Below are 15,159 nucleotides of genomic sequence, written 5' to 3' on the forward strand. Positions count from 1 at the left end.
TGATGCGGATTCGTGCTGGTCACGAGATCACAAAGGCGTCATCCTGGTAGTGCCGCGACCTCTGGATGGTGGATTATGCGAATAGCGGAGATCTTGCACAGGAAGGGCAGCGACGTGGCGACCGTCGCGCCCGAGACCACGGTACGGACCCTGCTCGGCACGCTCGCCGAACACAATATCGGGGCGGTGGTGGTATCACCGGACGGCAACCGGATCGCTGGGATCGTCTCCGAGCGCGATGTGGTGCGCAGTCTGCATGCGCGCGGCGCCGCGCTGCTCGATACGCCGGTCTCGGAGATCATGACCGTCGATGTGCGCACCTGCGCACCCGACGATCGGGTCGACGGACTGCGCGGCACCATGACCGAGCACCGCATCCGACACCTGCCCGTGGTCCACGACGGGCGCCTGGTCGGCATCGTCAGCATCGGCGATGTGGTCAAGAGCGCGATCTCCGAACTGGCCACCGAACGCCAGCATCTGGTCGAGTACGTACAGGGGCAGTACTGAACTGTCGCGGATATCCGCGACAGGGCCTGCGGTAGCTGCGACTTGTCGAAAGACGTTGGCTACGAGAAATCTTCGAAGTCGCCCGGGAAAGTGCGTATCGTTGGTGACGTCCAGCGCGGTTCTCGGAGGGAGGGGCACGTTGCGGTCACCTGCGTCCGGGACGCACCCAACCCGAACGATCACCACCCGGATATCGGCGCCATCGCCCCTCGCCACCGTGCGCGAACTTTTTCCGGCGTTGGCCGAATCCACCGAGATCTATCTGGACAGCGCGGCCACCACGCAGAAGCCGCTGCCGGTCGTCGAGACCATCCACCGCTATCACACCTCGCGTACCGCCAACGCCGGTCGCGGTACTTATCCGTGGGCCACCGAGCTGACCACGCGCCTGGTCCGGGTCCGCGATCGCATGGCCGCGTTCATCGGCGCCGAGTCTGCCGCGGAGGTCGTCTTCACCGGCGGCGCGACGGCGGCGCTCAATGCCGTCGCACTGTCCTGGGGGCTGGCCGAACTCGATGACGGCGACGAAATCCTGTACAACCCACGCGATCACGCCTCGAATGTGCATCCGTGGCACCATCTGCGCCAGCTGCTCGCCCGCTTCGGGCGGCACATCGAACTGGTCCCCTATCGGGTGACCGAACTCGGCGAGGCCGATACCGCCGATATTCTCGCCAAGGTCGGCCCACGTACCCGGCTGATCACCACCAGCCATCTGCACCACGTCTTCGGCGGCCTCACCACGCTCGAGGAGTTGCGCGGGAAACTCGATCCCCGGATTCTGCTGTGCTTCGATTGCAGTCAGAGCGGGGGCCATATGCCGCTGGACGTGACCGAACTCGGCGCGGACTTCGCGATCTTCGCCGCGCACAAGATGTTCGGCGCGCCGGGGACCGGAATCCTCTACTGCCACCGCAGAGTTCACAATCGGCTGCTGCCGTTCCTGCCCGGTGGAAATACCGGGGTCGACCTCACCGACGCCGGATTGACCTCGACCGGCATGCCGGAACTGCTCGAGGGCGGCACCCAGAACATTCCGGGGATCCTGGCCCTTGGCAGTGCGCTGGAGGTGCTGGAGTCGCTGGATGTCGGCGTGATCGCCGCGCACAATCGCGCGCTGACACTGCGACTGATCGACAATCTGCGTCCGGTGCCCGGGCTGGAATTCCTACCGGGTCCGGCGCATGCGCCGTGCGCCATCGGCTACGGCATCGTGTCCTTCACGCTCGCCGGCATTTCCGCGACCGATCTCGGATTCGTATTGGGCGAGTTGGGTTTTCTGGTCCGCACCGGCTTACACTGCTCACCCCGGGCTGGCGACGAGGCCACGGACTCGGTACGGGTCAGCACGCACATCTACAACACCGTCGAGGAGATCGACCGGTTCGCGGCCTGCGTCAAGACGATTGCCGAGGAGGTCACATGAGAATGGACGACACCCCGCGCTACGACCGTCGGGCCGCGTCCCGGGTGCTGGCGGGCCTGGCCCAACCCGGATTGTTCGCCACTCCCATCGCGGTCCCGTCGAGTCGACATATCGAATACACCTGTGCCGCACTGCGTCCCGAGCCCGGCAGTCACCTCACCTATTCGCAGCGGCTGTACCTGCAGCAGTTCATGCGGCCGTGCCAACCCGCGCAGGTCACCAGCGCGACGCACCGCCTCGCCTGGACCGACAGCGACGGCGTACCCAACACGGGACACTTCCGATCCGACGGCCTCGGCCCGCTGGTACCCATCGCCATGCGCGAAACCGTACTGGTGCTGTGGCATGCACTCGCCGCGAATTCCGCACTGACACAGCGAGTCGACGGCCTCGGCCCGCGCGAGCACGCGGTGCTCGACGGCACCACCACCGATCATGATCCGATCGAAATCTTCCGCGTCGGCATCGAGGCCACCGGGCGCGCACTGGCCCAGCACGCACTGCTCGCGCGGCAGACCCAATATCGCAGTGCGGCCGAATTCGCCAGGGGCATCCACGATTCCGGTATCTTCTCGGCGGTCGCCACGCGCTGGTTCTGGGAGCTGCAGGCCTCCACCTATCGGCGCGGCATGATCGCGGTGACACTGGCCGCCCAACCCGACGGCACGGTGCGCTACACCGCCGATACGGTGGCGACACTGCGCGCGATGAAGGACGCGACGATCGAGGACGCGCACACGGTGATGCGGCGCGCGACCCGCGTCGAGGGACTGAGCGTCGACGCGGCCATCGCCAAATACCACGACGATCTCGATCTCATCTCCCGCCAATACGCACTGCTGCCCGCCAATACCCGACCCGCCTGCCTGGCCGCCATGCCACATCATCTCGGCGGCGGCCACTACACCCTGTTGCCCCTGGTGGTCGACAAGTTCGTGGAAATATTCGCACAGCTCGCCGAGCGGATCCGGATCACCGAGGTGAGTGCCGAACTCGACGAACTGACCGCCGACGCGCCCGCCAGCGCCGAGGATCGCGTCTTCTATGTGCCGGATATGAGCTGTCAGCACTGTGTCCGCACGATTACCGGGGTGCTGGAGACGATGGGCATCAAGGTGATCGAGATCGATCTGCCGAGTAAACGGGTGGTCGCCGAATTCCGCAGTCCGCGCAATCGGGCCCGCGCCTTCGAGTCGCTCCGCGACGGCGGCTACAACCCGGTGACCGAGAAACCCGCGCGAACCGCATTGGCGCCCAACCGGTCCCAACCCACGGAAACCACCGTATGACGGCACCGCTACCGGCGCTACCCGCGAAGATCCATCCGCTGGTGCGCGCCTTTCTCGATACCCGCGATGCCGTCGAAGAGACGCTGATTCGCTTCGGATCACCGATCCACCTGCTGTTTCCGCAGGTCTACGCGGAGAACCTGAAACGGTTGCGCGCCGTACTCGACAACTCGAACGCGCGCTATCGAATCTGCTACGCGCACAAGGTGAATCAGTCGCGCGCCTTCGTGCGCACCGCCGAACATGCCGGTATCGCCATCGATGTGGCCTCCGCGCATGAGCTGGCCAGTGCCATCGGGGCCGGATTCGGTCCGATGCGGATCGAGGTAACCGGACCGAAAGGCGAAGCGTTCCTGCGTGATCTGATCGATTGCGGCGTCACCATCAATGTCGACAATCTGTGGGAGCTGCGGCGGATCACCGAATTGGCCGGTGATCGCGCGAGAGTTCCGGTGCTGCTGCGGGTTTCGGGTTTCGACGCGACCGCGGTGAGCCGGTTCGGTGTACCGCTTGCCCATATGGACCAGGCCCTGGACCTGCTGTCGGCCAATCGTCGGCGAATCACGTTCCTGGGCTTCGCCTTTCATATCGACTCCGGTGATACCGCGGAACGCGTCCGAGCCATCGATGCCTGCCTCGAGCTGGTCGAGCGCGCCTACGACCGGGGACTCGGCCCCTCGGTGCTGAATATCGGCGGCGGCTTCCGGCAGGTGTTCACCGACGACGCGGACCGCTTCGACGGATACGTACGGGCACTGCGTGAATCACTGCTCGGCCGTGGCGAATCGATGAGCTGGTCGAACAATACCTTCGGCTATCACGTGGATGGCGGTGCGGTGCAAGGGATTCCGGTCTTCCACAAGTACGCGAACACCGTGCCGGCGACACGGATGTTGGACGATCTGCTGAGTGCGCCGCTGGAGCGGCACGGTGGCCGCACCGTGGCCCAGGTGGCTGGGGACAATATGCTCGATATCTGGTTGGAGCCGGGTAAGGCGCTGGTAGATCATGCGGGGGTGACGGTGTCGCGGGTGGAGTTCGTCAAGGAACTCGCCGATGGCACGTTGCTGGTGAATCTGGATCTGAGCCGGGATCAGGTGACGCCAGCGGATCAGGAGGTCATGGTCGATCCGGTGATCTTGCCGAGTGTCGCGCATATGCCGAGCAGCGCTCCCGTGCGCGATGTCGCCCCGGGCGATATTGTGCCGCCGCTGCGCAGCGCCGCCGACACCATGCCGACTTCGCGTCCGTTGCTCGAATCCGGGCCGGTCGGTGTGTATTTCGCCGGGCGCCTGTGCCTGGAGCGCGATCTGATCACCAATCACAAGGTGTGGCTGCCCGAGTGCCCGCGCCAGGGTGATCTGGTGGTCTTCCCGAATACCGGCGCCTACCACATGGATCTGTCCGCGGCCTCGGCGTCGATGCACGCACTGCCGGCGAAACTCGCTGTCGTGCACCGCGCGGGCAGTTTCCAGGTCTACCGCGATACCGATTACGAACCGCTCATACCCGTCGGTCTGCCGCCACCGCGCCGTACTCCCCCGCGCGGCCCGCGTCGACCGCCGCTGCCGCGCCGACCCTCCGGGGCGCCGTAATGCGCTACGACCACATCACCGAGCTGATCGGCAATACGCCGCTGCTGCGCCTGGATCCGGCGGTACACGGACTGACCAATGTCGAGCTGTACGCGAAACTGGAGTCGCACAATCCGTTCGGCTCGGTCAAGGATCGGGTGGCCTGGGCCATGATTCGCGACGATCTGGACGAGATCCGCGCGGGCGGGCAGACACTCATCGAGGCGTCCAGTGGCAATACCGCCAAGGCGCTGCGCATTCTCGGTGCGATACACGGTATCGGCCTGCGCGCGGTGACCAATCGGATCAAGGTCACCGAGGTGCGGGAGCTGCTGCAGCTCTTCGGCACCGAGATCGTGGAGCTACCCGGCCTGTCCGAATGTCCGGACCCGACCACACCGAATGATGTGTATTCGGTGATCGAGGCGACCATGGCCAAGGATCCGGGCGCCTACTATCACGCCTCGCAGTACACCAACGAGAAGAACATCGAGGCACATCACCACGGCACCGGCCGCGAGATCCACGAGGATCTGGCGGCCGACGGCATCACCCGCATCGACTACCTGATCGGCGGGCTCGGCACCACCGGTTCCACCCGCGGCACCGCTACCTACCTGCGCAAACACAATCCCGAATTGCGCTGCATCGCCGTGGTTTCCGATCGCTCGGATTTCATACCCGGTATCCGCTCGGAGCGCGAGATGTGGGATGTGGGACTGTTCCAACCCGATTTCTACGACCGCATCGTCACCATCGATTCCGCCCGCGCGGTGGATGCCACCCTCGCGCTGGCCACCGGGTACGGCATCCTGGCCGGTCCGACCAGCGGTGCGAGCTATGCCGCCGCCCTGGAAACCCTTGGTGAGCAAGCGGTTTCGTCGAATGTACCGGTGGTCGCGGTCGTCGTCGTCTGCGATCGACTCGAGCCGTACCTGTCCTACATCAAAAAGCGCAGGCCGGAACTCTTCGACCGCGCCGATCGCCGCCGCGCACCCACTCCGGCCGAACTCGCCGCGACACCGGCGGTGTCTGCACAGGAATTGGCCGAACTGGACCGCACGGCCCGGCCAACCATCGTGGACACCCGCGGTGCGATGGCCTACCGCATCGGTCACGTGCCGGGTGCGATCAATATCCGTGACGACCAACTCGACGACATGTTCACCCACGGTATCCCGTTCTCCCGATCGCGCCCCCTGGTCTTCGTCTGTCCGGTCGGCGAGCAATCGCTGCGCTTCGCCGCGATCGCCCGCCAGGACGGTTTCGACGCCAGCAGCCTCGGCGGCGGAATCGTCGCATGGCGTGATGCCGGATTCACACTCGAACGCGGCGGCTGAAACCTCGAATCCGAGTGTGGCACCGGCGCTGACCCGGTCATTGCGGCCAGGCATTAGTGTGGGCGGGTGCAGAAAGGCCAGGAATCAGCTGACGATGCCGGTCCGCGGATCTGGGGCGGTACCACGCTCACCGAACGTCGGGAGGCGCGCCGCGCCGCGCTGCTCGAGGCCGCGCTCGACCTGATCGGGGAATCGGGTGCCGGTGGGGTGACCATGCGCGCGGTATGTCGACGCGCCAATCTCACCGACCGGTATTTCTATGAGAGCTTCGCCAGCCGCGACGAACTGCTTGATGTGCTCTACCGGCAGATCGCCGACGAATTCCTGGAACCGATGACGGCCTTCGCCGCCGCTGATCCCTCCCGCGACCGCGTGCTGTCGGAGATCCTGGTCGACAAGGTGCTCGCCGATCCGCGCAAGTCCCGGCTGTTCCTGGTCGAACCGTACTCGAGTACCGGACTCGGCCAGACCACCATCGCGGTCATGCCGGTCTTCACCAAGGTCCTGCAGGACCACCTGTTCGCCCATATCGATGATCCGGTGCGCCGCAGACTCGCCGCACTCACCATGGCCAGCGGAAATGCGGGCATGTTCTCGGCCTGGTTGAACGGATCGCTGCGCGCCACCCGCGAGCAGGTGATCGACCACTGCGTGGCGACGCTGGCCGCCTATCGCTCGCTGTACCAGTACTGAATCGACCCGCATTCGACTCGCGCCCAGCGGGATTCACCGTTGCGCGGCTCACACCGGGTTGCGAGGTCGGCGATGCGGGTGTTTACTTGCCAACGCAAGGTGCCGATCGTTCGCTGAGGCTCCTTCACGGATATAGGCCAGCGACCCCGAACGTCGAGAGACGCCCCGGGTCAGGACAGATCTCCCCGGCCTAAGGGGTGATCCCGATTGGCTCCCGATGTAGTCGGGTTCACGCCGTGAAGTGCCAAAGGTCTTACCAGGAGAGGCTTTGACCGGCGGTTTGTCGGATAACTCTGGCGTGCTCGGCGCACGATGACACACGATGCGCGGCGGTGCCGTGCGTCCGATCGACGGAAGGAGGTGAGCCGGATGTCCGGCGGCAATAGTCCCCTACCCCTGTTAGCCGAATATTCACCCGGCGACACCTCCGCAGCGGCGCTCCGGAACGGGACCAGCCCGTAGCCTGCTGTTCGATGGTGCGCTCGACGTAATCAGGAGTGCGTAATGCCAACCGTAGAGATGATCCTGCGACTGCTGACCGGTGTCGGTCTCGGCGCGGTGATCGGATTCGAGCGGCAGTATCGGGCCAGGATGGCCGGGCTGCGCACCAATGCGCTCGTGGCGGCGGGTGCCACGCTATTCGTTCTGCTCTCGGCGCACGGCTTCCATGGCGGTGCCGCCGATCCGACCCGGGTGGCCGCGCAGATCGTCTCCGGCATCGGTTTCCTCGGCGCGGGTGTGATCATCCGCGACGGTTTGAACGTCCGCGGGCTCAATACCGCTGCGACACTGTGGTGTTCGGCCGCGGTCGGCGCGCTGGCCGGTGCCGGCATGTTCACCACGGCTGCCGCGGGCGCGGCGGCGGTGATGGTGGTCAATATCGCGCTGCGTGCCGCCGGACGTGCGGTGGATCGCCAGCCCGATGCCGCAGCCGAACAACCCGCATCCTATGTGTTCGTCGCGGTGACCAGCGATGAGCAGGAAGCGCATGTGCGGGCACTGCTGGTCCAGTCGTTGACCCGCACCGACTTTCGGCTGATCTCGGTGGCGAGTGCGAATACCGATATCGCGGGTCGGGTCGAGGTGCGCGCCGAACTCGTCGGTGATCAGCGCGACGACCGACAGATGGAATCGGCGGTGAGTCGGCTGAGTCTGGAGCCGTCGGTGACCAGTGTCGGCTGGCATATCGCCCAGCAGATCAGATCAGGGTGAAGACGAATTCGAATTCGCCGATACGGATCACCGCGCCGTCGGTGAGCGTGACACTGTCGATGATGCGCACACCGTCGAGGTACACCCCGTTGGACGACCAAAGATCCTTGATCACGAAGCTCAGTCCGTTGTCCACGATCACCGCATGCTGGCGGCTGACCTTGCCGTGTTCGAGCACGATATCGTTATCGGGCAGCCGCCCTATCCGCGTCACCGAGCCGGTGATCGGGTAGACCTCGCCCCGCCGATCACGCAATTCGGCCCGCGCCCCCGCCGAGGCCTGCTCGACAATGGTGGTCGCCCGGGTCATCGTCACATCGGCGACCGCCCGGACGCTGAGCGGATCCTGGCGCAGGATCCGCGCCTCCAACTCCCGGATCGCCGGGCCCGGGTCGATGCCGAGTTCATCGGCCAGTGTGGTTCGTAGCTGCCGGACCGCGCCGAGCGCGTCGGACTGCCGTCCGCTCAGGTACAGCGCGGTGATCAGCTTCTCCCACAATGGTTCTCGCAGCGGATGCGAACCGACGAGCAGGGCGAGTTCGGCGGCGACGGTGTCCGCGCGCCCACGCGCGATATCGGCGGCGGCCCGCGCCTCGATGACACCGACACGTTCGTCGTCCAGCGCGGCGGCGTAGGCGTCGGCGAATCCGAGCCCGCGCAGATCCGACAGCACCGGGCCGCGCCACTGCTCCAGCGCGCTCGACAGCGCTTCGGCGGCCGCCGTGAATCGACCCGCCGACAGCTCCCGCAGGCCCGCCTCCTTGCGTGCCCGGAATCGCTGCACATCACTTGCCCCGTCGGTCACCGTAATGCGGTAACCGGTGCCTACCTGGGCGAGGACGCCGCGAGCGTCGAGTCCGGCGGCACGCAGCGGTTTACGCAGATTCGAGGTAATGGCGTGCAGGCTCGCCCGCACATCCGAGGGCGGGCTCTGCTCCCACACCGCCTGCGCCAGTGCGTCCACCGAGACCGGATGATTGGCATTGATCACCAGATACGCCAGCACCGCGCGCTGCTTCGGCCCGCCGACCGGTTGCGCGATACCGTCGATCGACAGCTGCACTGGCCCGAGCACACCGAATTGCGCCCGCATTTCGGCCATCGTCGCACTCCTCACGACTGGGCCAGCCGCTGGCCCGCAAGAACGTTACGCACCGAACCGCGCCCGCCAATACTCCAGGTTGCTGCGGGTGAGCAGAGTATGCGGATGGTCGGGCCCCAGCACGCGGATCTGATCGGCGAGCAGTGGCTCGAATTCGGCAATAGCGGCACCGACGTCACCTGCCTCGCCGTAACAGCCCGCAAGGCAATTGCGGGTGTGCAAGGTGTCCGGATGATCCGGGCCGAGAATGCGCAACTGATCGGTCAGCAGGGCGGCGTATTCGGTAATGGCCCTGGCCGTTTCGCCGCTCTCCCGCCGCCAGCGCGCCATGCTGATGCGGGTGCGCAGGGTCTGGGCATCATCCGGTCCGAGGATGCGGACCTGGTCGCCGAGCAGCAGGTCGAATTCGGCGAAGGCGCGGGTCAACTCGCCCGCCATGGCGCGGGAACGCGCGAGATGCAGTCGGGTGCGCAGGGTCTGCGGGTCGACCGGGCCGAGGATGCGCTCCTGATCGGCGATCAGCTGTTCGAATTCGATGACCGCGCGGCGCAGACTGCCGCGTTCACTGCGCCAGTAGGCCAGGCTGTTTCGCGCGCGCAGCGTCCACGGATGGTCGGTGCCGAGGATGCGGGCGTGATCAATGACGAGTCGTTCGAAGTCCGCGACAGTCCGCTCGAGCTGGCCCATATGGCCGCGCCAATCCGCGATGTCGTAGCGCGTGGTGACGGTATCGAGATCATCCGCGCCCAGTACGCGCGTCTGGTCGCGGGCCAGCTCTTCCAATTCGGTGATAGCGGTGTCGAATTCGCCGCTGCGGCCACGGCAGTTCGCGAGATGATTGCGCACCAGCAGTGTGACGCGATGGTCCGGACCCATGGCGGCGGTGAAACTCGGCAGCCAGGCCGCCCACAGATCCCGATTGTCCACCACGCGTGCGGTTTCCAACGATTCGAGGTATCCGAAGGCGGCCGCCGCGTCGCCGTAGGCCAAGTAGTGGCGTACCGCCGCACCGCGGGCATAGTCGGCGACACGCTCGGTGGCGCCCGCCTCGATGGCCGCGATCACCGCGCGGTGCGCATCCTCGCTGTGCACGCCGAGTCGGTCGCATTCCTCGGTCAGTCCGGGGATCAGGGCGGCGTGCGCGATACCCAGCGATTCATCGGCCGTACCAGGGCGGCTACGCGTGACCAGCACACCCAAACCCACTGTGAGGTCGCGGATTCCGGCTATGCTCACCTCGGCCCCGAGTTCACGCATGGCCGCATCGAGCAACTCGAGCGGCAGCACCGGACCGACGCCCGCCGCGACGAGCACACCGAGCAGCGCGCCGATCCCCCAGGCATCTGCGACATTCGGGGCGATATCCGGTCCATCGCCCGCCGCGGCCCGGATAGCCGCGCCTACCCGCAGCGCCACCAGACCGTCGACGCCGATATCCTCGGCGACCACCCGATCGGTGACGTCGGTAGCGACCTCGGCCAGCAATCCGGCGAGCAGCCAGCCCGCCGCAGCCGCCGCGGAATCGTCACGCGCCGTCGGCGTTTCGGCCAGCCGCGCATCGATCCAGCCGACCCATTCCTGCTCATCGACGGCGGCACGCTCATATCCGGCCGATTCCACAATGGCGGCGATATCCTCGGCCACCGGCTCGGCGACAACGATCCGATGCATATGCCGCAGCTGCGGGTCGTTCTCGAAGCCGAGACCCTCCCGGATACCCACGATCACCCGGACATGCGCGAGCTCCGGTCGCCGGGTCAACCCTGCGACGGCGGCCACCAGCAGTCGCTGGGTGCCCTGTTCCGGCTCGTTCAGTCCGTCCACGACGATGGTGACCCGACGTCCCCATCCGCCCAGGTCCGCCAGCGGTTGTCGCACCTCGACATCGAAGACATCGGGTGCGGTGACGCTGTGGCGGGCCAGGCTCCGCGCCGCCGCGACCGCGGCGCGGAAGCCGGGCAGCCGGGTGCTCAATTGCGCGGACAGTTCCGCGGCGACCGCCTCGATGGCACTGCTGACGGTCAAAAACACTGCCGCCGTGATGTATTCGGGTTCAACCGGCAGGGTATCGACCAGGCTCGGCCGGATGAGCATTGCCAGCAGTGTCGATTTGCCGACGCCGGGCGGTCCGATTACCCCGCGCAACCGGTAACTGCCGGATCCGACGATATCGTCCAGGGTTTCGCGCACGGCCGCGGTCAGCAGCAGTCTGCGGGTGAGTTGATCGACGAAACCCGCTGCCGGGCGGCCGGTTACGGCATCGCGGCGACGGGCGATATTCGGCACCAGCCACAGTCCGGGATCACCGCCCTCGGCCGCGGATACCGTACCCGAGGTGAACGACAGATGTTCCGGCTGCTGCCGGGTGCACGCCGCGGCGATCGGATCCACCAGATCCGACGGCAGCAGATTCTCCCCGCGCGCGGGCAGTCCGGCGGCAAAGGTGGACAGCAGCGTTCGGGTGAAGCATCCGGCATAGGCGGGCCCGTCACCGGCGGCTACCAGCAACTCCATCCGGCCCGCCGCCCGCGACAACAGGTCGGTCCAACGCCGGGCCGCGCCGAGTACGCCCTGTTCGGTCTCACACGCGTCGACCAATACGACCAGCCCGTCCAGTGCCGATCGGTTCAACCGCTCCCGAATCTCCTGTGTCAGATGGAACGCGGTATGCGAATTCGGCACCGCGGGCGAATCACGGCCGAGTAGAAAGAAGTCCTCCGCACTCGTCGCGGTGCCGTGCCCGACGAACCCGATCAACAGTGTCGCCTGCGCCCGCGCGGCCGCCTCGAATGCCTCGTCCACCGCCGTAACCAGCTGTGCCACCGTCGGATTCAGCACCGGCCCCGGTACCTCGGTCGCCGCCCGCCAGCCGCCGGATTCGGTCAATGTTCCATACAGACCCGTGGCCAATTCAGCGGTGAACCCCAGTTCCCCCAGTGCCGCACACTCGGACCCGACCACCAGGGCGAGCCTTCCTCCCATATCAGCACCACCATTTCCCACCATCGACTCCCCGACGACCTCCGCACCACGCAGCGACTGCTCGCAGTCGCTCGAAAGGGGTCCGCCATGCGTGGTAGGAAGGTACCCGAACACACATCGGGGCAAGCGACAACGGGGGCGGCTGATGGCGACGATCGTGTTGGTGCACGGGATCGCACAGGAGCAATACGGCGCGGATCTGCTGGAAGCGCAATGGCTTCCGGCGCTGGCGGCCGGGGTTCGCACAGCCGGTTACGGCGAACTCGCAGATCAACTGTGGCGCGGCCAGCGGCCCGGTGTTCTCGAAGTGCGAATGGCGTTCTACGGCAACGCCTTTCTCGATCCCGGTGCGCAAGGCAGCGGCGGACCGGTCGGTATCGAGGACGACGAACTCACCGAGCGGATCGCGCGGGCGTGGTTGGCCACGGCGGCCGAGCAGGCGGGCGACCAGCGCGATCGACTGGAAGCGCAACGCTACCTGGACAATTCCGCGCTCGGCGCCGAAGGCGCACAGGGCTTCGGCCGCAAGGCCAGACCGGCCGCGAACGCGCTGACCAAGCTGAAGTGGTTCGCGCCCTTCGGTTTCGGGATGGCGAGCAAGTTCGTCAACCGGTCGCTGGCCCAGGTCAGCAGATACCTGGCCGAAGAGGAAGTACGTACTTTTGCACAGCAACAGGTGTTGGACCTGATCGGTCCCGAGACCCGGCTCGTCATCGGACATTCGCTCGGCTCGGTGGTCGCCTACGAGGCGCTGCACCGGACCGAGCAGCCCGCGGCGCTGGTCACGCTGGGTTCGCCACTGGCCATGCAGTCCATCATCTATCCACTGCTGCGCCCGCAACCGCCCACGGTGCCCGCCGCGCTCACCCGCTGGGAGAATCTGGCCGATCGCGACGATATCGTCGCGGCACATCTGGACCTGGCACCGTATTTCCGGCCAGCACCCGGACGCCGCGTAGTGCCGACAACCCACCCCGAGCTCGACAACGGTTCCAGTCCGCACGATGCCGCGCACTATCTCACCAAGAAGTCGGTCGGACGCATCATCGCCGAGTCCCTCTCGTGACCGGAGCCATCGGCGAATCGCGCGTACGCTGGCAACTCTGGCACCGAGTGCGAGGAGTTCATCGCGATGACCGACCCCGTGCAAGGTTTGACGGGTACGCTCACCTCGCCGATCCGGGGCCCCGGAATGCTCGGCGAAGTATTGGTTGCGATTCGTGGGGGCACGGAGATATATATCGCGCGGGCGGCCGAGCCGATCTCGGCCGGTGAAACCGTCCTGATCATCGCGGTACAGCCGGGCCGCATCGTCGATGTGGTGCCGTGGATTCCGCTGGAACCCGTCCCGGTCGACGACATCTGACACCGCGACCGAAGTAATGAACTGCTAGGGAGGCACAGTGCTGGGTTATCACGTTCCAGATCCTGACGAGGCGATGCTGGTCAGCGGCGGGAAGAGCAAGGACAACGCGCCCTTCGGCGTTGTCATCGGGCGCGGCAAATGGGTGATGCCGTTCTTCCGCAAGGTGCGCTATCTGTCGCTGGCCATGTTCGAGGCCGAGATCAAGGAACGCTGCGTCACCAAGCAGGCCATCCAGCTCGAGGTGCGCGCGGTGATCGCGTTCAAGGTCGCCAACGACACCCAATCGATCGTCAATGCGGCCCAACGCTTTCTGTCCGAACAGGAGCGGGAGATGTCGGTGCTGACCGGGCGCATCTTCTCCGGACACCTGCGCTCGATCGTCGGCTCGATGACGGTCGAGGAGATCATCCGGGAACGCCAGCGGCTGGCCGATGAGGTGCTGGTGGCCTCCAAGGTGGAGATGAGCAATATCGGCCTGTGGGTGGATTCGTTCCAAATCCAATCCATCGATGACGGCAATCTGGGCTACATCACCGCGCTGGCCGCACCGCACAACGCCGCGGTGCAGCGCGATGCGCAGATCGCACAATCACAGGCCGCCCAGCATGCCGCCCAGGCCGAACAGGAATCACTGCGCCGCCGAGCCGAATATCAGCGCGAGACCGCCATTCTGCAGGCGCAATATCAGCAGGACATCGATAAGGCCAATGCCGAAGCGGCGCAGGCCGGTCCGCTGGCCGAGGCCAAGGCGATGCAGGAGGTACTCAGCGCGCAGGCCGAACAGGCACGCAAAGAGGCCGAGTTGCGTGAGCAGCAGCTGCAGGCCGAAGTCGTGAAACCCGCTCTGGCCGAAGCGGAACGGGTGCGCATCCTCGCCGTGGCCGAGGCAGATCGCACTCGGATCCAAGCCGAGGCGGCGGCCTCGAACAACCGAATCGCATTGGACCAGCTGTTGATCGAGCAGCTGCCCGAAATCGTCAAGCAGGCCTCCAACGGCCTGGCCAACGCCAACCTGACGGTGCTCAACGGACCCGACGGTGTCGGCGAATTGGTCAACGGAATGGTCGGTCAGGGCCTCACTGTATTCAACTCGTTACAAAAGGCGCTTTCATCCAACGACGGGGATAATGCGGGCTAAAGTGGCCGGGTAGCGACGGCGCGAGGAGCGGGTGTTGGTGTCCATCGGGAAATTGGTGTCGTTCGACAGTTCGCGGGGATTCGGGTTCATTCGGCCCGACGATGGTGGTCCGGATGTGTTCGTTCATGTGAACGACATCGGACTGGACGAGGACGAACTGCGCCAGGGACGGGTGTTCGAATTCGATGTGACCGAAGGTGATCGTGGTCCGAAGGCGGTCAACCTTGCCGTGGTCGGCGGTCAGCCGCTACCACCCGCTCCTCGGCACAAAAAAGACAGATCCGGTTCCGGCCAGCTGACCGCCACCGAACACAAACGCCTGATCACCGAGCTACTACTGGACGCAAGCCCCGCCCTCACCGCTGGCGAGATCCTCACCATCCGCGACCGCCTCACCGCCTTCGCCGACCAGCACGGCTGGCTGGAATAGCGCGCGGGCGAAGTTCACGATCTTGTCGGACCAGCGATTTACGATCGAGCTCGAGCCCGCACCGATGAATCCGCGTCGCCCGCGACGTCGGCACAGG

13 protein-coding genes and 1 riboswitch are annotated in these 15,159 nt (G+C 65.9%); of the genes, 11 read left to right on the forward strand and 2 right to left on the reverse strand.

Annotated features, from left to right (window positions below):
* The first annotated feature begins 75 nt into the window (after positions 1-75).
* The 7 genes from NA5_RS23455 (at position 76) to NA5_RS23485 (ending at position 8,044) form a co-directional block, all read left to right on the forward strand.
* Positions 76-510 carry a CBS domain-containing protein gene (locus tag NA5_RS23455; protein WP_062989603.1) on the forward strand — a complete coding sequence of 145 codons (435 nt, stop codon included), beginning with the start codon at positions 76-78 and terminating at the stop codon, positions 508-510.
* Between the two features lie 217 nt (positions 511-727).
* Positions 728-1,936, forward strand: coding sequence for an aminotransferase class V-fold PLP-dependent enzyme (locus tag NA5_RS23460; protein WP_245672361.1), 1,209 nt, complete (start codon positions 728-730; stop codon positions 1,934-1,936).
* Positions 1,933-3,225: a heavy-metal-associated domain-containing protein gene (locus NA5_RS23465; RefSeq protein ID WP_062989605.1), complete on the forward strand. Its 1,293-nt coding sequence runs from the start codon at positions 1,933-1,935 to the stop codon at positions 3,223-3,225. Before NA5_RS23460 ends, NA5_RS23465 begins: the two co-directional genes overlap by 4 nt.
* Complete coding sequence (locus NA5_RS23470) at positions 3,222-4,820, forward strand: type III PLP-dependent enzyme domain-containing protein (RefSeq protein WP_062989607.1); 1,599 nt, start codon at positions 3,222-3,224, stop codon at positions 4,818-4,820. The genes NA5_RS23465 and NA5_RS23470 overlap by 4 nt, the downstream gene beginning before the upstream one ends.
* On the forward strand, positions 4,820-6,139 hold the full coding sequence (locus tag NA5_RS23475) for a pyridoxal-phosphate dependent enzyme (protein WP_062989609.1): 1,320 nt from the start codon (positions 4,820-4,822) through the stop codon (positions 6,137-6,139). Before NA5_RS23470 ends, NA5_RS23475 begins: the two co-directional genes overlap by 1 nt.
* A 66-nt stretch (positions 6,140-6,205) precedes the next feature.
* Positions 6,206-6,832 carry a TetR/AcrR family transcriptional regulator gene (locus tag NA5_RS23480; protein ID WP_062989611.1) on the forward strand — a complete coding sequence of 209 codons (627 nt, stop codon included), beginning with the start codon at positions 6,206-6,208 and terminating at the stop codon, positions 6,830-6,832.
* Between the two features lie 98 nt (positions 6,833-6,930).
* Positions 6,931-7,102, forward strand: a riboswitch (M-box (ykoK) riboswitch).
* Between the two features lie 234 nt (positions 7,103-7,336).
* On the forward strand, positions 7,337-8,044 hold the full coding sequence (locus NA5_RS23485; RefSeq protein ID WP_062989613.1) for an MgtC/SapB family protein: 708 nt from the start codon (positions 7,337-7,339) through the stop codon (positions 8,042-8,044).
* Here NA5_RS23485 and NA5_RS23490 read toward each other — a convergent pair.
* Complete coding sequence (locus NA5_RS23490) at positions 8,031-9,146, reverse strand: BTAD domain-containing putative transcriptional regulator (protein WP_062989615.1); 1,116 nt, start codon at positions 9,144-9,146, stop codon at positions 8,031-8,033. The two genes, NA5_RS23485 and NA5_RS23490, sit on opposite strands and share 14 nt — an antisense overlap.
* Positions 9,147-9,191: 45 nt before the next feature.
* A complete protein-coding gene (locus tag NA5_RS23495) occupies positions 9,192-12,128 on the reverse strand; it encodes a tetratricopeptide repeat protein (RefSeq protein ID WP_062989617.1) in 2,937 nt (978 codons plus the stop codon).
* A 145-nt stretch (positions 12,129-12,273) separates the two neighbouring features.
* Between NA5_RS23495 and NA5_RS23500 the strand changes: the two genes are divergently transcribed.
* The 4 genes from NA5_RS23500 (at position 12,274) to NA5_RS23515 (ending at position 15,062) form a co-directional block, all read left to right on the forward strand.
* Entirely contained in the window at positions 12,274-13,194 is a 921-nt protein-coding gene (locus NA5_RS23500) for a hypothetical protein (RefSeq protein ID WP_062989619.1), read from the forward strand.
* 66 nt (positions 13,195-13,260) lie between these two features.
* On the forward strand, positions 13,261-13,494 hold the full coding sequence (locus NA5_RS23505) for an NfeD C-terminal domain-containing protein (protein WP_040690061.1): 234 nt from the start codon (positions 13,261-13,263) through the stop codon (positions 13,492-13,494).
* 37 nt (positions 13,495-13,531) lie between these two features.
* Positions 13,532-14,632: an SPFH domain-containing protein gene (locus tag NA5_RS23510; RefSeq protein WP_062989621.1), complete on the forward strand. Its 1,101-nt coding sequence runs from the start codon at positions 13,532-13,534 to the stop codon at positions 14,630-14,632.
* 31 nt (positions 14,633-14,663) lie between these two features.
* On the forward strand, positions 14,664-15,062 hold the full coding sequence (locus NA5_RS23515) for a cold-shock protein (RefSeq protein WP_062989623.1): 399 nt from the start codon (positions 14,664-14,666) through the stop codon (positions 15,060-15,062).
* The last annotated feature ends 97 nt before the right edge of the window (positions 15,063-15,159 follow it).

The organism is Nocardia anaemiae NBRC 100462 (genome assembly GCF_001612725.1).
In the GTDB taxonomy this organism is placed as follows: Bacteria; Actinomycetota; Actinomycetes; order Mycobacteriales; family Mycobacteriaceae; genus Nocardia; species Nocardia anaemiae.